We start from the raw sequence: 19,953 nt of genomic DNA, 5'->3' as shown, positions 1-19,953 counted from the left end.
ACAGATAGACATCTGCGGCTCCGCGGACGATCTACGCAGAACGTCCGCCGCTTTGGTCCAATCGTCCGGGTAGCGCATCCATTCTCCATCGGCAGATCGTCTTGGCCGGAGGAACCCCCTGGACCCGCTCTCCGACGTTCTCGCCCTGCTCAAGCTCGATAGCTACCGCGCCGGCGGGTTTGACATCGGCCAGAACCTGGCCATTGGCTGGCCGCATCACCCTGGCGTCAAGTGCTATGCCGTCAGCTCCGGCCGTGGATATCTCTCGGTCGAGGGCGTTGACGGCTGGGTCACCATGGAGCCGGGCGACTGCTTTATCCTCCCGCGCGGTCTTCCGTTTCGCATCGCTACCGATCTCAAAGCCCCGCTCCTCGACTTCATGCAGATCCGCGACTACTGGCTCGCGAACGGCTGCTTCGTCCAGAACCAGCAGAGCGGCTGTTACATGATCGGTGGCCACTTCGCCCTGACCGGCGGCCCGGCAGACATCTTGCGGAGCGCCCTGCCGCCCATCGTGCACCTACGCTCCGAAAGCGACCGCGCCGCCCTGCGCTGGTCGCTCGACCGCATGCGCGAAGAGGTGAACAATCCACGCCCCGGATCGGACCTCATCATCAAGCAGCTCGGCCAGACCATGCTCGTCCAGGCGCTCCGCCTGCATCTGGCCGACGCCGGCAACAACTTCACCGGGTGGCTCTCTGCCTTGGCCGACAAGCAGATGAGCTCCGCCATTTCCGCCATCCACGCCGACCCCGGCAAGCCCTGGACGCTCCAGACCCTCGCTGAAGAGGCCGGCATGTCGCGATCCGTCTTCGCCGAACGCTTCAAGCAGACCGTCGGCACCAGCCCCGTCGAATACCTGACCCGCTGGCGCATGCTGCTCGCCAGCGACCGCCTCCGCACCGCAAAGGAATCAGTCGCCGAGATCGCGAGTTCGCTCGGCTACGATTCCGAGTCGGCCTTCGGCAAGGCATTCAAGCGCACCATGAACTGCTCGCCCCGCCAGTACGGGCGAAGCGCTGTGAACGCAGACCGGCAGCCTCTGCCGGCGGAGTACACGAATCAGGCCGGTGCTTAGGCCCTAAGTTCTTGCACCATAAGGGGTGCACTCGCTGTCCGCAGCGTCGGAGCCGGTCTCAAGGCTTGCGCTCCACCCCAAACTGAGGCATACTGATAAGAGTGTTTCGGGCCTCTGTGCGTGTTCCTGGTATCCGCCGGTCCCCGAAGCCATAGCAGTCTGCCAGGCGAGAGCCTCCAGGTTGCGTCAAATCACCACGGCCGAACGGCTCGTCCCTCGCAGCAGTTGAGTAATCGCAATTCGGGGCGGGTTCAGCGCGAAAGTCGCGCTGCGTGACAAAGGGCGGGGCCCTCGTTGCAGTTTAGGTTTCCAGCGAAAGCTCGAAACCGGTTTCAACGCGAGGCATGCCCGCTGGGCTCGAAGAAACAATCAGCCCGCTTTGTCCAATGGTTCCGGCGGTGGGAGACAAGGAAATAGGAATGGCACGCAAGATTTCGAAGAATCTGGCAAAGGCGCGCGCGGCTGTTGAGCCCCGCCCTTATTTGCTGAACGACGCAGTTCCCCTCATCCAGCAGATCAAGTACGCGAAGTTCGACGAAAACGTCGATCTGACTCTGCGTCTTGGTGTGGACACCCGTCACGCCGACCAGATGGTCCGCGGCACGGTGATCCTGCCGCATGGCCTGGGTAAGACCAAGACCGTCGCCGTGATCTCTACCGCAGAAAACCAGCGCATCGCGCAGGAAGCCGGCGCAGACATCGTTGGTGGCGAAGAGCTCGTCGAGCGGATCCAGAAGGAGTCCTGGACGGACTTCGACGCCCTGATCGCAACGCCGGACATGATGCGCTCCATCGGCCGTCTCGGTAAGGTGCTCGGCCCCCGCGGCCTGATGCCGAACCCGAAGACCGGAACGGTGACCACCGATGTCGCCGCAGCCGTCAAGGAAATCAAGGCCGGTAAGGTCGAGTTCCGCGCCGACAAGACCGCCCTGGTCCACGTTCCCGTGGGCAAGAGCTCCTTTGAGCCGCAGAAGCTGATCGAGAACGCCATGACCGTGATCACCAGCGTGGTCAAGGCCAAGCCGGCCGCCGCCAAGGGCAAGTATGTGAAGGGCATCTTTATGTCCTCCACGATGGGCCCTGGTATCGAGATCGACCAGGCTGTCGTCGACGCTGCCGGCAAGGCATAAGCGATTCTGTTGATGTGCCGCTCCGCCACGGCGCGGACCGGCCAAGTTTCCGGCAGGGCAGAAGCGCCCGCCAGCTAAGGGATACAGTCCAATGGCATTGACCAAGCAGCAAAAGAACAAGAAGGTCGCAGCACTCGCGAGCAATCTCGAGGGCGCAACCTCCGCCATCATCGGCACCTTTACCGCCATGACCGCCTCGAAGGATTTCGAGCTGCGCAAGACCGTCCGCGACGCGGGTGGCAAGTACCAGGTGCTCAAGAACAAGCTCGCGCCCAAGGCTGGCGCCGGCACCCAGATCGAAGCAGCGCTCGGCGGCCTCAAGGGCGTCAGCTCGATCGCCTACACCTCGGGCGACCCTGTCGCGCTCGCCAAGGCCCTCTCCAGCTGGGTCAAGGACAACGCGCAGTTCACCTTCAAGCTCGGCATTGTCGACGGCAAGGTGATCAATGTTGCGGAGATCAACAACCTCGCGACCCTGCCCGGCAAGGAAGAGCTCTTCTCGAAGCTGCTGTTCCTCATCAATGCCCCGGCAACCCGTCTCGCCACTGTCATGAACGCCACCGGCCGCAACCTGGCCGTGGTCGTCGATCAGGCAGTGCAGGCCAACAAGTTCACCGGCTCCGCCCCGGCAGCATCCGCTGCTCCGGCTGCCGCGAACACCGACGCCGATCCGGCGCAGCCTGAGTCTGGTGATTCGAACCAGGCCGGCGCCGCTGCCGACGAGGCCCCGGCTGAGGGCTAATCAACTTTCGTCCTGATCTCAGCGGAGTGCGCAGTCTGGGCGCATCGGAAACTCCGCCGGGGCAGGGCAGCCAGCGCAAAACATCGCTCTGGAGACGCAAATCGCATCAGGGCCTCAGACCACCGGGGCTGCACCATCAAGTTATCGATCACACGGAGATTTACCATGGCAGACCTGCAGCAGTTGGAAGACCAGATCGTGAGCCTGAGCCTGCTTGAGGCCTCTGAGCTCGTTAAGAAGCTCGAAGAGCGCCTCGGCGTCTCGGCCGCAGCAGCCACCGTTGCGGCGGCTCCGGCAGCCGGCGGCGGCGCAGCCGCTCCCGCAGCCGAAGAGAAGACCGAGTTCACCGTCATCCTGAAGGATGCCGGCGCGAACAAGATCAACACCATCAAGGCTGTCCGCGAAGTCACCTCGCTCGGCCTCAAGGAAGCCAAGGACCTGGTCGACGGCGCACCGAAGCCTCTCAAGGAGAACATCTCCAAGGAAGACGCGGCCGCCATCGCCAAGAAGTTCGACGGCGTCGCGACTGTCGAAATCAAGTAGTTTCGGCTCTACCGCAAAGGGCTCCCGGCGTAAGCCGGGAGCCCTTTGTGCGTCTATGATCTACTTCTTCGATTCGCGAGCTTGGCCACCGAGATCCGGGAGTTACCTTATGGAACCAATTCTTCTGAAGGGTGTCGCCGAGCGAAACGGCGACATTCTCACTTTTCAGATCGGGCCGCAGGTGGGAGGTGTTGGCCTAACGATGTCCCGCAGCGCTGGGGGTGAATCGGTGATAACCGGGGGTGGGATCTGGCCTTCGATAGAGAAGGCCCAGCAGATAGCTGCTGCGACCGTGAGTCGCCTGCTTGGTCCGGACTGCAAAGCTGTCTGGCGGCTGCTTTGAGGTGTGCTCCCGATGCAGCTCTTGCACTTCGTCGGGAAAAGGTATACATTCTTCTTTGGGCGCAAACCGTTCAGCGTGGCACTGCGTAACGTCGCTGCGGCAGCTACCCCTCAGGCAGAGTTCTAAGAGTTTTCCGGTCCACCACGGACCGGCCACAGCAGGTTCCGGGCGGCGGGAATTTGCTTGTGCTCACGGCAGTATCAGCGGCAGCGGTTCCGGGCCACGCAGGGTTCGGGAGGCGGCAAAGATTCTGACAATTCAAGCACCAGTGCAAAGGTCGAACATTGCGCTCATGGGTACGTTTGTGCCTCTGAGCGTTTTCGCGTCTCTTGCTGTGCCGAATCGAAGCTCTAGCCCAAAGCGGGCCCGGAGCCGTTCGGCCCCTCCGGTCTTCTAGCCGGTCCTGGTTCGCTCCTTCGCCTTCTTCGCTTCACCTTATATAACGCCGGGTTCCACCCCGGTTTCTCAACGCGCAGCAGAGTCCTCACCGAGGCGGGTTTCTGCAAAACACGCGCGTCAACCACTTCCACGGGGCAGCCTACCATCTGCCCCGGACTCCGACCACCGGCTCGCAGCAGATAGATGCAGCCTGCACTGTGGAAAGAGGTCTCGGCAGGAACACACAAGGGAGCAGCAGACTACATGGACAACAGCATGGCAATCCGCGCACTGCGCAGCCGGCTCGACTTCTCGAAGATCCCAACCGCAATCCAGATCCCGAACCTCATCGAAGTGCAGCGCCGCTCCTACGAGCGCTTCCTTCAGATGGACAAGCTCCCCCAGGAGCGCGAGGACAACGGCCTGCAGTCGGTCTTCACCTCCGTCTTTCCCATCACCGACTTCCGCAACGTCTCGGAGCTCGAGTTTGTCGATTACTCCATCGGCAACTGGGAGTGCAAGTGCGGCTACCTGAAGGGTCTGAACCACCTTCGCACCGCCTGCTCCAACTGTGGCCACATGGTCATCACCGATCCATTCCACCCCGGTGATGTGCTCTGCCACTTCTGCGGAACCTACAACAAGAACACGCCCGACTTCTGCACCAAGTGCGGCGACCCGGTGGGCCTGCAACTGAAGTACGACCAGGCCGAGTGCGAAGAGCGCGGCATGACCTACTCCGCTCCGCTCAAGGTCACCATCCGCCTCAAGATCTACGACAAGGACCCGGAGACCGGCGTCAAGACCCTGCGCGACATGAAGGAGCAGGAAGTCTTCTTTGGCGACATCCCGCTCATGTCCGCCAACGGCACGTTCATCGTCAACGGCACCGAGCGCGTCATCGTGTCGCAGTTGCACCGCTCGCCCGGCGTCTTCTTTGAGACGGCGAACAACCGCACCTACTTCCTCGGCAAGATCATCCCGTACCGCGGCAGCTGGGTCGAGTTCGAGTACGACCAGAAGAACACTCTCTACGTCCGCATCGACCGCAAGCGCAAGTTCCTCGGCACCATCTTCCTGCGCGCGCTCGGCCTGCGCACCGACGAAGAGATCCTGAAGACCTTCTACACCGCCGACACCATCACCCTGCGTGACGGCAAGATGTTCTGGAACGTCTCGGCCGACGAGAAGGTCACCAACATCCTCGGCGTCAAGCCGGTGAACGCGATCAACGGTCCTGACGGCGCGGAAATCGTTGCCGCCGGCCGCAAGATCTCGCCGTCGCTGCTCGCCAAGATTCGCGCCGCTGGCATCACCGAAGTGGAAGTGGAGCCCGCGAACCTTGACGGCGCCATCTTCGCCGCTGACGTGGTTGACCTGACCACGGGTGAGCTGCTGTACGAGGCCAACCAGGAAGCGACCACCGACAAGCTGCACAAGACGCTGCAGTCCGGTGCTACCACGATCGAAGTCTTCTTCCCGGAGAAGGACGACGTTGGCAACATCATCACCAATACGCTCAAGCGTGACTCCGTGCGCAAGCCCGAGGAAGCTCTCATTGAGATCTACCGCAAGCTGCGTCCGGGCGACCCGCCGACGCTGGACACCGCGACCGCGCTCTTCGAAGGCATGTTCTTCGATCCGCGCAAGTACGACTTCTCGCGCGTGGGCCGTCTCAAGTTCAACATCAAGTTGTACGAGAACCAGAACGCGACCGAGCTCGACAAGCGCACGCTCACGCCTGAAGACTTCTATGGCACGATCAAGTACCTGCTGAAGCTGCGCAAGAACATCGGCCTTGTCGACGACATCGACCACCTTGGCAACCGCCGCGTCCGCGCGGTCGGCGAACTCATGGAGAACCAGTTCCGCATCGGCCTGGTTCGCATGGAGCGCGCCATCAAGGAAAAGATGTCGGTCTACCAGGAGATGTCGACGGCGATGCCGCACGACCTCATCAACGCCAAGCCGGTCATGGCCGCCATCCGCGAGTTCTTCGGATCTTCGCAGCTGTCGCAGTTCATGGACCAGACCAACCCGCTCTCGGAGATCACGCACAAGCGTCGTCTCTCTGCGCTTGGGCCGGGCGGCTTGTCGCGTGAGCGTGCAGGCTTCGAAGTCCGCGACGTGCACCCGACGCACTACGGCCGTATCTGCCCGATCGAAACGCCGGAAGGCCCGAACATCGGTCTGATCAGCTCGCTGTCGTGCTTCGCGCGCATCAACGAGTACGGCTTTATCGAGTCGCCCTACCGCAAGGTCAAGGACGGCCGCGTGGTCGACTACGTCGCCGTCACCAACGCCGGCGAGTCGGGTCTGCGTCAGGGCGATCCCATCGAGATCAACGAGGCGCGCGAGCTGAAGCAGCGTCTCGCCTCGGAAGGCAAGCGCGTGCTCGAAACCGAGCCGTTCTCCTTCTATCTCTCTGCATGGGAAGAGGACCGTCACACGATCGCGCAGGCCAACATCGAGCTGGATGAAAACGGCAAGATGACCGAGGACCTGGTCAACGCCCGGAAGCAGGGCAACTTCGTCCTGGTGCCGCAGGCTGAGGTCGACTACATCGACGTTTCGCCAAAGCAGCTCGTCTCCGTGGCCGCCTCGCTCGTGCCGTTCCTTGAGCACGACGACGCGAACCGCGCCCTGATGGGTGCGAACATGCAGCGCCAGTCGGTTCCCCTTCTGGTCGCTGAGGCCCCGTTCGTCGGTACCGGCATGGAAGGCGTAACCGCCCGCGACTCGGGCGCCGTCATCCTGGCCCGCCGCAACGGCATCATCGACTCGGTCGACTCCGAGCGCATCATCGTGCGCGTCGAAGGCGAGCACCACCCCACGCAGCTGTCGCGTGAGGTTGGTTCCGACATCTACCAGCTCACCAAGTTCAAGCGCTCCAACCAGAACACCTGCATCAACCAGAAGCCCATCGTGCGCAAGGGTGACCGCGTGCTCAAGGGCCAGGTGATCGCAGATGGTCCGTGCACGGAGCAGGGCGAACTCGGTCTGGGCCGCAACGTGCTGGTCGCCTTCATGCCGTGGCGCGGTTACAACTTCGAGGACGCGATCCTCATCTCGGAAAAGCTGGTCCGCGAGGACTACTACACCTCGATCCATATCGAGGAGTTCGAGATCGAAGCGCGCGACACGAAGCTGGGACCGGAAGAGATCACGCGCGATATCCCCAACGTCTCCGAGCACGCTCTGCGTGACCTGGACGAGTCGGGCATCATCCGCATTGGTGCAAAGGTAGGTCACAACGACATCCTCGTCGGCAAGGTCACGCCCAAGGGCGAGACCCAGCTCACGCCGGAAGAGAAGCTGCTGCGCGCCATCTTCGGTGAAAAGGCCGGCGACGTGCGCGACGCTTCGCTCACGTGCCCCCCGGGCATCGAGGGCACCGTGGTCGACGTCCGCATCTTCTCCCGCAAGGGTCAGGAAAAGGACGAGCGCGCCAAGTCGATCGAGCAGGAGCAGATTGAGAAGCTGGAGAAGAACCTGGCTGACGAAATCCGCATTCTGACCGACGAGCGTCTGAAGCGCCTCGAAGGCATCCTGGGCGGCAAGGAAGTCCAGGCCGACCTGCACGACGAGCGCACCAACAAGAAGCTGCTGGGCAAGGGCGACATCCTCGATCGCGACATGATCGAGCTCATCTCCACGCGCAACCTGAAGCGGATTCGCTACGCCGACAAGGACCCGCGCGTGAACGAGCAGATCGACGAGATCGAAGAGATGACCTCGCGTCAGATCGACGTTCTCCGCAAGATCACCAACGAGAAGATCTCCAAGCTCCAGAAGGGCGACGAGCTCTCCCCGGGCGTGATCAAGATGGTCAAGGTGTACATCGCCATGAAGCGCCGCCTCTCGGTCGGCGACAAGATGGCAGGCCGTCACGGTAACAAGGGTGTGGTCGCGCGTGTGCTTCCTGAGGAAGACATGCCGTACCTGCCCGATGGCAAGCCGGTGGAGATCGTTCTGAACCCGCTGGGTGTGCCGTCGCGTATGAACGTCGGTCAGATCCTGGAAACGCACCTGGGCTGGGCCGCGCATGAGCTGGGCGAAAAGGTCGCTGAGCTTGCCGCGCAGGCCGAGAGCGCCAACGAAGTTCGCGAGATCTTCAAGGCACGCTTCCAGGGCACGGCCGCTCTGAACCAGCTGCTTGAGCTGGACGATGAGACGACCCTGCGCGTGGCCAAGGGCATGAAGCGTGGCATCTGGTTCGGCACCGCCGTATTCGACGGTGCTCGCGAAGAGGAGATCAAGGCTCTGCTCGCCTCGGCGGGTCTGCCTTCCTCCGGCAAAACCGAACTGTTCGACGGCATGACCGGCGACGCGTTCGAACAGCCCGCGACCGTTGGCTACATCTACATGCTCAAGCTCTCGCACTTGGTCGACGACAAGATCCACGCTCGTTCGATCGGACCGTACTCCCTCATCACGCAGCAGCCGCTGGGTGGTAAGGCACAGTTCGGTGGCCAGCGCTTCGGCGAAATGGAAGTGTGGGCGCTCGAAGCATACGGCGCGGCCTACATCCTCCAGGAGCTGCTCACCGCGAAGTCCGACGACGTCTTTGGCCGTACCAAGATCTACGAGGCCATCGTCAAGGGCGAGGCGGCGATCGAGCCTGGCGTGCCCGAGTCGTTCAACGTGCTCATCCGCGAGCTGCAGTCCCTCTGCCTCGACGTGGAACTTGTGAAGCAGGAAGAGCTGAACAAGATCCCGACGATGCCGATCGCCGCAGCCGCCGACTAAGCCACAGGGAGGGAGCAGCGGCCTTGAGGCCGCTGACTCCCAACCAGCAGCAAGGGGCTTTAGCCCCGGCCAAGTTTTAGCAAGACAAAGGCATGCAGTCCGCCACAAGTGACCGCGAACAGCACGACCAACCAGCGGGCCAACGCAAACCCGCACTGGAGACAAACAGCATGTTCCGTTCCAGCCCCTTCGAAATGTCCGGTCCCATCACCGACTTCGATTCCATCCGCATCTCGCTCGCGTCGCCGGAGAAGATCCGTTCCTGGTCGCACGGCGAAGTGACCAAGCCGGAAACGATCAACTACCGCACCTTCAAGCCGGAGCGCGACGGCCTGTTCTGCGCCCGCATCTTCGGACCCATCACCGACTGGGAATGCCTCTGCGGCAAGTACAAGCGCATGAAGCACCGCGGCGTCATCTGCGACAAGTGTGGCGTCGAAGTCACTCTGTCCAAGGTCCGTCGTGAGCGCCTCGGCCACATCGAGCTCGCCTCGCCGTGCTCGCACGTCTGGTTCTTCAAGGGCCTGCCGTCGCGCATCGGCCACCTGCTCGACATCTCGCTGCGCGAGCTCGAAGCGGTTCTCTACTTCGAGTCCTACGTCGTCATCGATCCAGGCGACGCGCCCGTCAAGGAGCGCGAGATCATCAAGGACGAGTCCAAGTTCCGTGAACTCGACCAGCAGTACCGCCCCTCCGGCTTCCGCGCCATGATGGGTGCCGAGGCGATCAAGGAACTTCTCAAGCGCGTCGAAGTCGACGAGCTCGCCATCGAAATGCGCGAGAAGATGAAGGTCGAGCAGAGCCTTCAGAAGAAGCTGAAGTACGCCAAGCGTCTCAAGGTCGTTGAGGCGTTCCGCCGCTCCGACAACGAGCCACAGTGGATGATCCTCGACGTGATCCCCGTGATCCCGCCTGAGCTTCGCCCGCTCGTGCCACTCGACGGCGGCCGCTTCGCCACGTCCGATCTGAATGACCTGTACCGCCGCGTCATCAACCGCAACAATCGCCTCAAGAAGCTCATGGATCTCCACGCGCCCGAAGTCATCGTGCGCAACGAGAAGCGCATGCTGCAGGAGGCGGTCGACGCCCTGTTCGACAACGGCCGTCGTGGCCGCGTTCTGCGCGGTGCGAACAATCGTCCTCTGAAGTCGCTCTCTGACACCCTCAAGGGCAAGCAGGGCCGCTTCCGCCAGAACCTGCTCGGCAAGCGCGTGGACTACTCGGGCCGTTCCGTAATCGTCGTCGGTCCTGAGCTGAAGCTGCACCAGTGCGGTCTGCCCAAGAAGATGGCGCTCGAGCTCTTCAAGCCGTTCATCTATCACCGCCTCGAACAGACCGGCCACTGCACCACCATCAAGCAGGCCAAGGAAATGGTGGAACTGCAGGAGCCCATCGTTTGGGACATCCTCGAAGAGGTCATCAAGGATCACCCGGTCCTGCTGAACCGCGCCCCAACCCTGCACCGTCTCGGTATCCAGGCGTTTGAGCCCGTGCTCGTCGAAGGCAAGGCGATCAAGATCCACCCGCTCGTCTGCACCGCCTTCAACGCCGACTTCGACGGCGACCAGATGGCCGTTCACATCCCCCTGTCGCCTGAAGCGCAGGTGGAAGCGTCCGTGCTCATGCTGGCGTCGCACAACATCCTTTCGCCCGCCTCGGGTCAGCCCATCACCGTTCCTACCCAGGACATGGTGCTCGGCCTGTACTACCTGACCAAGAGCAAGGTTGGCGCCAAGGGTGAAGGCCGTGTCTTCGCCAACATCGACGAAGTCATCATGGCGCTCGAAGCCAAGCAGGTCGAGACGCTGTCGCCCATCCGTCTGCGCTACACCGGTCCGGTCCTTGACCTGACCACGGCGTATGACGACCAGGACATCACCCACACCGAGGTCGTTGAGTACAACAAGCAGTACATCAACACCACGGTCGGCCGCGCCATCCTGAACGATGCGCTGCCTGAGGGCATGCCCTACGTGAACGGCCTGCTCAAGAAGAAGGGCATCGGCCAGCTCATCAACTACCTGTACCTGAACCTCGGCCTTGAGATCACGGTGCACGCGCTCGATCGCATCAAGGAGCTTGGCTTCCAGTACGCGACGCGTTCTGGTCTGTCGGTCGGCCTGGACGACATGGTCATCCCGGCTTCCAAGTACACCGTTGTGCACGACGCCGAAAAGCAGGTTGTCGCCGTGCAGCAGCAGTACCTCGACGGCGCCATCACCAACGGCGAGCGCAACAACAAGGTCATCCAGATGTGGTCGACCGTTACCGAAAAGGTGGCGGACGAGATGTTCGGCAACATGAAGCGCGCTGACAAGGAAGGCGCCATGAACCCGATCTACATCATGGCCGACTCGGGTGCCCGTGGTTCCAAGCAGCAGATCCGTCAGCTCTCCGGTATGCGCGGTCTCATGGCCAAGCCCTCCGGCGAAATCATCGAGTCGCCGATCAAGGCGAACTTCCGCGAAGGTCTCACCGTGCTCGAGTACTTCATCTCGACCCACGGCGCCCGTAAGGGTCTGGCCGACACCGCGCTGAAGACCGCTGACTCGGGCTACCTGACCCGCCGTCTCGTCGACGTCGCGCAGGACGTCATCATCACCGAGTCCGACTGCGGCACGCAGGAAGGCATCTACGTTCACCCCATCATCGAAGCCGGCGAAATCATCGAACCGCTGCGCGACCGCATCATCGGCCGCGTCACGCTCGAGCAGTTCAAGGGCGTCGATGGCAACGTGATCGTCAATGTCAACGAGGAGATCGACGAGCAGAAGGCGACCGACATCCAGGCCGCCGGCGTGGAGAAGGTCAAGATCCGCTCCGTGCTCACCTGCGAGTCCAAGCGCGGCGTCTGCAAGCTCTGCTACGGCCGCAACCTCGGCTCCGGCAAAATGGTCGAAATGGGCGAAGCCGTCGGCGTCATCGCGGCCCAGTCCATCGGCGAGCCCGGCACCCAGCTCACCATGCGTACCTTCCACGTCGGTGGAACCGCATCGCGTGTGTCGGATCAGTCGCGCCTCGACGCCAAGAACGCCGGCACCCTGCGCTACATCAACCTGAACACCGTTCGCGCCAAGGACGGCAACCTGGTCGCCATGAACCGTTCGGGCTCCGTCGCCGTCATCGACGACAAGGGCCGCGAGCGCGAGCGCTACCCCATCGTCTACGGCGCCAAGCTCCTCGTTGAGGACGGCGCGCCCGTGGAGATCGGCACCACCATCGGCTCGTGGGATCCCTACACCTACTCCATCGTCACGGAGATCGGTGGCACGATCCAGTTCAAGGACCTGCAGGAAGGCGTCACGCTCAACGAAGAGGTCGACGAGGTCACCGGGCTCAGCCGCCTGGTGGTCGCCGACGCCCCCGACGAAAAGCGTCAGCCCACCCTGCTCGTCAACGGCTCCGATGGCTCGAAGAAGCGCTACCTCATGCCGTCGCGTGCGTACCTGATGATCCAGGACGGTGAAGAAGTCGCCCCCGGCGACATCCTCGCCAAGATCCCGCGTGAGTCCACCCGTACCAAGGACATCACCGGCGGTCTGCCGCGCGTCGTCGAACTGTTCGAAGCACGTAAGCCGCGCGAAACCGCCACGATTGCAGAGATCGACGGTGTCGTTCGCTTCGGTGAAGTGGTCAAGGGTCAGCGCAAGATCTACATCACGTCCGACACTGGCGAAGAGCGCGAGTACTCCGTGCCCCGCTCCATCTACGTCAACGTGCAGGAAGGTGAAAAGCTGCGCGCCGGCGACAAGCTCTTCGACGGCCCGCTCAACCCGCACGACGTGCTCGCAGTCCTCGGTGAGCAGGAACTGCAGCGCTACCTCGTCAACGAGATCCAGGAGGTCTACCGCCTCCAGGGTGTCGCCATCTCCGACAAGCACATCGAGACGATCGTTCGTCAGATGCTCCGCTGGGTCAAGATCGACGAAGTCGGCGACAGCAACTTCCTGCTCGAACAGCAGGTCGACCGCTTCCGCTTCAACGCAGAGCGTCAGCGCGTTCTGAACGACGGTGGTCGCCCGCCGCTCGGTCGTCCGCTGCTGCTCGGCATCACCAAGGCGTCCCTGTCCACCGACAGCTTCATCTCGGCGGCCAGCTTCCAGGAGACCACCCGCGTGCTCACCGAGGCCAGCATCAACGGCGCCGTCGACACGCTCCGCGGCCTCAAGGAAAACGTCATCGTGGGCCGTCTCATCCCGGCCGGCACCGGCATGGACTACTACCGCAACGTCCAGCTCTCCCCAGAGCTCGAAGAAGCGGCAGCCCGCATCCAGGCCGAAGTCCAGGAAGCCCACGACGCCGAAGAACGCGAACTCGAAGCCATGCGCATGGAAGGCGAACAGGAAGAACTCGCCGCCGAATAAGCACAATTCACCCGTGCTCCACGTCCGGCTCCTCGGACGTGGACTCCACAAATCAAAGGGGGCGGACTCAATCGAGTCCGCCCCCTTTGCTTGGCATTAAGATCTATGTCGAGAGGATTGTTCCCGAATGCGCCGCACGCTGTTCGCAAAGCTCTTTTTCGCTATCCTGTACGCAAAACTAGGGCTAGCGCAGGCAGACTCGTCGAAACAGTTGCTCAGCGGGCCGGCTCACGGCACAGTAAATGTTGTCCTCGCGAATGGAAATTGCCTGGTAGCTCTGACCGACAGCCGCCTAAGTAGCGGGGGACGAGCGAGTACTGTAGAGGGCGAAAAGCTATTTAAGCTAGATGAACGCACCTTCTTGGCTATAGCTGGTTGGTATTCCCACTCGGGCCCCTCTTATGGAGGGCAGTACCCTGTTTATCAAGCCATACCGAGGGTAGTAAACACGTACGTAAAAGGCAATCAACGCTTCGCGCAGTTGAGCGTACAAGAAAAGGCCTCAGCTCTCGCAAGAGCCTTTGCCGCCTCGTTGGGAGTTTCGCAAAGTATCAGCAAGATGGCGGGTGTTGCCGCATCAGACAGCCCTTCGCAGATCACCGTCGCTGGAATCGAAAACGGAAAGTTTGTCATCACGAAGATTCAACTTAGTCTCAGAAGTTCTGATGGCGGTATCTCGTACAGTGTTAGTGATCCTGATACTGTAACTACTTCGTCAGGATTGGTAGGCATGCTGGGCGGCATCACCGATGTAGCCTTTCCCGCTTTGGGAACGATAGGCTACGTCCAAAACAATGCCAGCTTCGATAAGTACTACAAGTCCTTGAGGGAAGATCGGGGAGAGCGCTTGTCTTGCGACGATCTTAGCCAAGTAGCTAGACGAGTTGAAGAATTGACTTCGGACAGGCACCCGCAGGAAGTAGGCGGTTCAATACAGCTTGGCATCATCAGGAACGGAGCCATAGCTTCGTTCGAAGAGCCAGTTCCTGCTGATTCTGCGACAGACATTTTTCAAAAATCAAGGGTTGATATGGTTGATTCGACTGTGATTGGAGGCTTCGGACTTCTCGGGCACAACCCGGGTCATCTGGGCGTAGTTACAGGTCTTCAGGCCACAGACGGAAAGCAAGATCTAGATGAGAGATTTATCTTTAACAGTCAATTTACACATTGTGACTTGATCTTCCATGGGAACCCGAACTTCTTCTTCGATAAGTCGAACAAGGTCGTTGAGAGTCGACTGATCTTAGAGCGACGGAACATGCGAGATGAGCCTGTAATAAAACAACTTCTTTCAGATTACCCGTCCCTCGTTGTGGTTGATCTCAAGCCCTGATCCACGGATCACCAACCATAGCTCGCCGGGTGCCCCATACATCGCGTTCTTTGCGATGTGTGGGTGAGTCGTCGATGAATTGAAGGGCAGCTTCAGATTCACCTCACACACTTCGCGCGCTCTGCGAAAGTGATGCTCACGAGGTCAAGCGGCAGTATCATCTTGCGCATGCGCTTCGCATGTCCCACTCTCGCTGCCCTGATCGCCGGGCCATTGATGCTGGCCCAAACCGCGCCGTCATTCAATGTGCACCAGGTGTTTGTGCAGGATGACGAAGACCACCCGGCCATCAACACACCGCAGGCCATCGCCGCGTTCGAGCAGCGGCATCGCGACCGCAGTCAGCAGGTTCGCGATCTGCTGGCGAAAGGACAGATCACCTCGGCGGACCAGCTTTACGATGCGGCTTGGGTCCTGCAGCACGGCGAGACTGCGGACGACTACCTGCTCGCTCACATCCTTGCCGTAGACGCGCTCGCCAAGGGCAACACCAATGCCAAGTGGCTGACCGCCGCGACGCTCGACCGCTACCTGCAACTCGCGCGCACCCGCAGTTGTTCGGAACGCAGTACCCGCTAGACCCAGCGAAGCCTCACCCCATCAGCGCAGACGGCCGGGGCCGCTACGCCGGTCGCACCCAGGCGCCGTACGACGAAGAGGTGCTACCCGAAGCCATCCGCGCCGACTTCTGCGTTCCACCCGTCTCTCAGCAGAAGCAGAACCTGGCTACTCTCAACAGCGGCAACTATCCCGGCGACGCCACGGTGCTGCCCGGCTGCAAGCGCTAACAGACGCGCACGATCAAGTTCTACTTCGGTTCGACTGGCTCCGTGACGGAGGGATCGCGCTCCCAGCCTTCGTTCTGCAGCACAATGCTTTCGATCGCGATCGCGTTGCCGGTGCTGTCCAGCTCGGGGAGCGCCTGGTACTCCGAGACCCAGGCACGATAGATCTTGTACGCCATCACCACCTGGCCCGCTTCGTTCGAAAGTTCGAGCAGGAGGTCCTTGCGGAAGTCGGCAAGCGCCACCTCGCTTCCGGCACCGGCATGGAGCTGCCACACCTTGTTGGCCCAGGCTTCGAACGCGGGGTCGAAGGTCACGCCCCGTTCCAGCCTGATCGGCGCAAAGTCAGTCTGGCCGGGTGACTTGCGGCTGGTGTTCGGGTCGCCGCCCTCGCGGTGCACCACGACTTCGGTGGTGCGTTTCAGCTCGCTCACCTTGCTGACGCCTGCGATGTACCTGCCGTCCCACTTCAGCCGGAACTTGAACTTCTTGTACGGATCGAAGCGGTTTGGATTCACGGTGAACTCAGCCATCACGCAGCTCCTGTCGGACTCGGCGGCAGTATAGCCGGGTTCAGGGGCGGCGGAAGCGATTCTCTTCACTGATCCCGCCGCTTCCTCCGAACCCGCGAAAGAAGGTGAATCGCATCGTCGTCCAACAGCGATGTCGATCCGCGCTGATTACCGGATCAACGCCGACGCAGCAGCAGATACACCACCGCGATGATCACCAGCAGACCGAGCCCGCCCGGCCAGAAGAAGAACCCGCCCCGGCTGGAGTAGCCCATCACCATGCACCCGCTCAGCGGCAGGCACGCCGCCATTGCACAACCGACCAGCACCAGACGCTTCACCATGCACCACCTCACTCACACGATCGCTGCAGCATCAGATGCGCTTGACAAACCGCCACAGCCGAAGAAACGCAAACTCGACCAAGTCACCGCGCCCCGTATCCTAAGTCTCTCGTAGACAGGAACTTACGCCTAAGTTCCTATCCATCAGGAACTTGCATTCAGCCCCGTACAGCAAACCTTTTGATTTGAACAACTTAGCTTTTCCGGGGAGGGGCCACCCCGAGCCACCGGAACTGCAAGCCTGGAGCAACCTGCTACACTTCGCCAGCCACTCGCAAGGAGCTCTTCATGTCAGCCACACGCAATCTGATTGCCTTCGCCGCGCTCGCCTCCAGCTCGTTTGCTTTCGCCGCCGACGGCAAAGGCGCAGGCAAATGGACCATCGACGGCGACGTGCAAGGCTACCCGATCCACGACGTCTGCACGCTTTCCGGCCCGGACACGAAGCTGACCGGCACCTGCACCATGGACAGCAAGGACCGCGAAACCACCGGCACCTTCGACGGCACCACGCTCACGCTGAAGCACCCAGGCGAATACAACGGCGATGCCCTGACGATCACCTACACTGGCAAGCTGCAGAAAGACGGCACAATCAGCGGCGACATCGACGTGCAACCCATGAGCTACAGCGGCACCTTCACCGCGGCCCGCCCTGCCAGTACCACTCCCGCGCCCAAGCCACAGTAGCCAAGCTCCGAGTCAGCCAAAGGCAATGGCGAGCCCGCAGGCTCGCCATCGCTTCGTGCGAAAAGCAGCGTTACGCGACCGAAAGGTCCACGTCGATGTTGTTCCGCGTCGCATTGGAATACGGGCAAACCTCGTGCGCCTCGTGCACCAGCTTTTCCGCCTGTTCGCGCTCCAGCCCGGGCACGTGAACGACCATCTTCACGCCGATCCCGAAGCCCTTGGCACCATTCGCCAGCGGTCCAAAGTCGACCGACGAGTCGATCGAAACTTCCTGCAGGTGGATCTTCTGTGTGTTCGCCACAAACTTCATTGCGCCGATGAAGCACGCGGCATAGCCAGCCGCGAACAACTGCTCCGGATTCGTCCCATTTCCGCCGCCGCCCATGCCCTTTGGCGGATCCAGCTTCACATCCAGCTTGCCGTCGTCCGTCTTCGCCACGCCGTCGCGGCCGCCGGTTGCGGTTGCGTGCGCCGTGTAAACCACCTTTTCGAGTGCCATTTCCAACTCCTTGCCGCATTGGATGCGGCAGGAGCGCAACGGATTTGCCATCGCGCTGCTTCCATTCGCAGGACAAAGGTTTGTCCAGCTTGGTACAGTGATAGCTCTCGTGCCAGGGCAGCTCCGAATCTGCCGCAAAAGCACGTGTCTGCAAGTCCAGAGGAGCGCTGAATTCATGCCGCATTGCCTGTTGAAGTCTTCCGCCGCCGTTGCCACGGCCGCTGTCACCCTTGCGCTCGCTGCGGTCAGCGTGCAAGCACAACGACCCCACGGATCCGCGCCGGTCAAGGGCCCGTGGATGGACGCGAGTCTGCCACCCGAGCAGCGCGCCGACATGGTGCTACAGCAGATGACGCTGGACGAAAAGATCGACATGCTGCACGGCAACGGCATGGCCCACGCCGACCAATGGCAGATGCCGCTTACCTATCAGATGAACGGCGGCGCTGGCCTCGTCGTCGGTGTGCCGCGGCTCGGCATTCCGGCCATTATTATGAGCGACGCCGCTTATGGCGTTCGGTCCAGCGGCGAGAACGGCCGCTACTCCACGGCGCTGCCGTCGAACTTCGCTTCCGCCAATAGCTGGGACACGAACTCCGCCTGCGCATACGGCGAGCTCATCGGTCGCGAGCTGCGCAACCAGGGCTTCACCATGACGCTGGGCGGCGGCGTGAACCTGACGCGCGAACCTCGAAACGGCCGCACCTTCGAATACATGGGCGAAGATCCGCTGCTTGCCGGAACACTGGTCGGCAACCGCATCCGGTGTGAGCAGGCACAGCACATCATCGGCGACATCAAGCACTACGCCCTGAACGACCAGGAGACGGGTCGTAACATCGTCGATGCGCGCATCTCGCGCCGCGCCTTGCAGGAAACGGACCTGCTGGCGTTTCACATCGGCATCAACATCGGTCATCCCGCCGCGGTCATGTGTTCCTACAACCGCATCAACGGCGACTACGCCTGCGAGAACACCTACACCTTGCACGATGTGCTGAAGGGCCAATGGAAGTTCCCGGGATTTGTGCTCAGCGACTGGGGCGGAACGCACTCAACCGACAAGGCCAGCGCAGCCGGCCTGGATAACGAGCAGCCTCTGGACAAGTATTACGGTCCGGCGCTGAAGGCAGCCGTAGCGTCGCACAAGGTGCCCATGGCGGAGATCGACGACCATGTGCGTCGCATGCTCTATGGCGAGTTTGTCAGCGGCATTGTCGACCATCCGACGGAGAAGTCTGTGCCCGACATCGACCGCGGCATGGAAACCGCGCTGCACATGGAGGAGAAGAGCATCGTTCTCCTGAAGAACGAGCACGACATCCTGCCGCTGGCGCCCAAGGTGCGGACCATCGCGCTGATCGGCGGCCACGCGGATGTTGGCATGATCTCCGGTGGCGGATCGGCGCAGGTGGACCCGCCGGGTGGCAATGCGGTGCCGGTCAACGGCCGCAAGGACTCCTTCTGGCAGTCGCACGTGTACTTCCCCACTTCGCCGCTGAAGGCATTGCAGGCGAAGTTGCCGGGTGCGCGCATCACCTACACGCCGGGCGATGATCCTGCCGCGGCGGCTGCGGCGGCGCGCAACGCCGACGTCGCGATCGTCTTCGGCACGCAGTGGACCAGCGAAGGGATGGATCTGCCCTCGCTCTCGCTGCCGGACAACCAGGATGCCCTGATCGACCAGGTCGCGTCGGCCAACAAGAACACGATCGTCGTGCTGGAAACGGGCACGGCCGTGACTATGCCGTGGCTGCCCAAGGTCGCCGGTGTGGTCGAGACATGGTATGCCGGCAGCAACGGCCACCGCGCTCTGGCAAACGTGATCACGGGCGAGGTGAACCCGACCGGCAAGCTGGCGATGACCTTCCCGGCAAGCGAGGCAGACCTGCCGCACCCGAAGATCGCGCCGCTCAGCCGCGAGATGGAAAACGAAGGCCGCAGCGCGGTGAACAGCGGCACCGGTACCGGCTATAGCACCAGCTACGACGAGGGCTTGAAGGTCGGATACAAGTGGTACGAGTCCGAGCACAAGCAGGTCCTGTTCCCGTTTGGCTTTGGTCTGTCGTACACCACGTACGCGTACTCGGGCCTGAAGACGGACGCCGGTGCACGGTCCGTCACCTTCACGGTGAAGAACACGGGCAAGCGCGCGGGCACTGAGGTTGCACAGGTGTACGCGACGTTGCCGGACGCCGCGGGCGAAGCGTTCCAGCGCTTGGCGGGCTGGCAGCGCGTGGACCTGCAGGCGGGCGAGTCGAAGACGGTGACGGTCACGCTGGCACCGGAGGTGCTGCAGGTGTTTGACGAGGCATCCGAGAGCTTCCACATGGTGCCCGGAACCTACGGCGTCCGCGTGGGCAGCTCCAGCGCGAACGAACCGCTGAAAGCAACCATCCACTTGCAGTAGGCCACTTCCGAATGCAGCAGAAAGGGGCCCGCCTCGCGGGTCCCTTTCTG

Annotated in this window: 14 protein-coding genes; 11 read left to right on the top strand and 3 right to left on the bottom strand. The window is 61.9% G+C overall.

The annotated features are described in order from the left end of the window. Positions 1-76: 76 nt before the first annotated feature. The 9 genes from OHL12_RS10440 (at position 77) to OHL12_RS10400 (ending at position 15,451) form a co-directional block, all read left to right on the top strand. Positions 77-1,078 carry an AraC family transcriptional regulator gene (locus OHL12_RS10440; RefSeq protein WP_317889837.1) on the top strand — a complete coding sequence of 334 codons (1,002 nt, stop codon included), beginning with the start codon at positions 77-79 and terminating at the stop codon, positions 1,076-1,078. Between the two features lie 419 nt (positions 1,079-1,497). Next, the gene (gene rplA / locus OHL12_RS10435) at positions 1,498-2,208 is read left to right on the top strand and encodes a 50S ribosomal protein L1 (protein ID WP_263413757.1); all 711 of its coding nucleotides are present in this window, start codon (positions 1,498-1,500) and stop codon (positions 2,206-2,208) included. Positions 2,209-2,299: 91 nt separating this feature from the next. Further along, on the top strand, positions 2,300-2,950 hold the full coding sequence (rplJ, locus tag OHL12_RS10430; RefSeq protein WP_263413756.1) for a 50S ribosomal protein L10: 651 nt from the start codon (positions 2,300-2,302) through the stop codon (positions 2,948-2,950). A 165-nt stretch (positions 2,951-3,115) separates the two neighbouring features. Next, positions 3,116-3,493, top strand: coding sequence for a 50S ribosomal protein L7/L12 (rplL, locus tag OHL12_RS10425; RefSeq protein ID WP_263413755.1), 378 nt, complete (start codon positions 3,116-3,118; stop codon positions 3,491-3,493). Positions 3,494-4,490: 997 nt separating this feature from the next. Beyond that, positions 4,491-8,963 carry a DNA-directed RNA polymerase subunit beta gene (gene rpoB, locus OHL12_RS10420; protein ID WP_263413754.1) on the top strand — a complete coding sequence of 1,491 codons (4,473 nt, stop codon included), beginning with the start codon at positions 4,491-4,493 and terminating at the stop codon, positions 8,961-8,963. Between the two features lie 170 nt (positions 8,964-9,133). Further along, positions 9,134-13,327 carry a DNA-directed RNA polymerase subunit beta' gene (rpoC, locus tag OHL12_RS10415; RefSeq protein ID WP_263415118.1) on the top strand — a complete coding sequence of 1,398 codons (4,194 nt, stop codon included), beginning with the start codon at positions 9,134-9,136 and terminating at the stop codon, positions 13,325-13,327. Between the two features lie 127 nt (positions 13,328-13,454). Further along, entirely contained in the window at positions 13,455-14,663 is a 1,209-nt protein-coding gene (locus OHL12_RS10410) for a hypothetical protein (protein ID WP_263413753.1), read from the top strand. Between the two features lie 168 nt (positions 14,664-14,831). Next, entirely contained in the window at positions 14,832-15,242 is a 411-nt protein-coding gene (locus tag OHL12_RS10405; protein ID WP_263413752.1) for a hypothetical protein, read from the top strand. Next, on the top strand, positions 15,218-15,451 hold the full coding sequence (locus OHL12_RS10400; protein WP_263413751.1) for a hypothetical protein: 234 nt from the start codon (positions 15,218-15,220) through the stop codon (positions 15,449-15,451). Before OHL12_RS10405 ends, OHL12_RS10400 begins: the two co-directional genes overlap by 25 nt. 20 nt (positions 15,452-15,471) lie before the next feature. On the opposite strand, the gene OHL12_RS10395 is transcribed toward OHL12_RS10400, so the two are convergent. Then, entirely contained in the window at positions 15,472-15,981 is a 510-nt protein-coding gene (locus OHL12_RS10395; RefSeq protein WP_263413750.1) for a phage tail protein, read from the bottom strand. 155 nt (positions 15,982-16,136) lie between these two features. Then, positions 16,137-16,304 (bottom strand): hypothetical protein, encoded by a 168-nt coding sequence (locus OHL12_RS10390; RefSeq protein ID WP_263413749.1) that lies wholly within the window; start codon positions 16,302-16,304, stop codon positions 16,137-16,139. Between the two features lie 288 nt (positions 16,305-16,592). Here OHL12_RS10390 and OHL12_RS10385 point away from each other — a divergent pair, with 288 nt between their 5' ends. Next, complete coding sequence (locus OHL12_RS10385; RefSeq protein ID WP_263413748.1) at positions 16,593-16,994, top strand: hypothetical protein; 402 nt, start codon at positions 16,593-16,595, stop codon at positions 16,992-16,994. A 70-nt stretch (positions 16,995-17,064) separates the two neighbouring features. Here OHL12_RS10385 and OHL12_RS10380 read toward each other — a convergent pair whose 3' ends face one another. Further along, complete coding sequence (locus OHL12_RS10380) at positions 17,065-17,493, bottom strand: organic hydroperoxide resistance protein (protein ID WP_263413747.1); 429 nt, start codon at positions 17,491-17,493, stop codon at positions 17,065-17,067. Between the two features lie 175 nt (positions 17,494-17,668). On the opposite strand from OHL12_RS10380, the gene OHL12_RS10375 reads away from it, so the two are divergent. After that, complete coding sequence (locus OHL12_RS10375) at positions 17,669-19,903, top strand: beta-glucosidase (protein ID WP_263413746.1); 2,235 nt, start codon at positions 17,669-17,671, stop codon at positions 19,901-19,903. The last annotated feature ends 50 nt before the right edge of the window (positions 19,904-19,953 follow it).

The sequence above is a fragment of the Terriglobus aquaticus genome (genome assembly GCF_025685415.1).
GTDB lineage: Bacteria > Acidobacteriota > Terriglobia > Terriglobales > Acidobacteriaceae > Terriglobus > Terriglobus aquaticus.
The sequence above is the reverse complement of the archived record's forward strand: the minus strand, read 5'-3'. Positions and strand labels throughout refer to the sequence as shown.

Excerpts from the sequence above, each read along its gene's own strand:
- rpoC (WP_263415118.1), top strand. The coding sequence starts at position 9,134 with ATGTTCCGTTCCAGCCCCTTCGAAATGTCCGGTCCCATCACCGACTTC.
- OHL12_RS10385 (WP_263413748.1), top strand. The coding sequence starts at position 16,593 with ATGTCAGCCACACGCAATCTGATTGCCTTCGCCGCGCTCGCCTCCAGC.
- OHL12_RS10390 (WP_263413749.1), bottom strand. The coding sequence starts at position 16,304 with ATGGTGAAGCGTCTGGTGCTGGTCGGTTGTGCAATGGCGGCGTGCCTG.
- OHL12_RS10395 (WP_263413750.1), bottom strand. The coding sequence starts at position 15,981 with ATGGCTGAGTTCACCGTGAATCCAAACCGCTTCGATCCGTACAAGAAG.
- OHL12_RS10380 (WP_263413747.1), bottom strand. The coding sequence starts at position 17,493 with ATGGCACTCGAAAAGGTGGTTTACACGGCGCACGCAACCGCAACCGGC.
- OHL12_RS10375 (WP_263413746.1), top strand. The coding sequence starts at position 17,669 with ATGCCGCATTGCCTGTTGAAGTCTTCCGCCGCCGTTGCCACGGCCGCT.
- OHL12_RS10405 (WP_263413752.1), top strand. The coding sequence starts at position 14,832 with ATGCGCTTCGCATGTCCCACTCTCGCTGCCCTGATCGCCGGGCCATTG.
- rplA (WP_263413757.1), top strand. The coding sequence starts at position 1,498 with ATGGCACGCAAGATTTCGAAGAATCTGGCAAAGGCGCGCGCGGCTGTT.
- OHL12_RS10410 (WP_263413753.1), top strand. The coding sequence starts at position 13,455 with ATGCGCCGCACGCTGTTCGCAAAGCTCTTTTTCGCTATCCTGTACGCA.
- rpoB (WP_263413754.1), top strand. The coding sequence starts at position 4,491 with ATGGCAATCCGCGCACTGCGCAGCCGGCTCGACTTCTCGAAGATCCCA.
- rplL (WP_263413755.1), top strand. The coding sequence starts at position 3,116 with ATGGCAGACCTGCAGCAGTTGGAAGACCAGATCGTGAGCCTGAGCCTG.
- rplJ (WP_263413756.1), top strand. The coding sequence starts at position 2,300 with ATGGCATTGACCAAGCAGCAAAAGAACAAGAAGGTCGCAGCACTCGCG.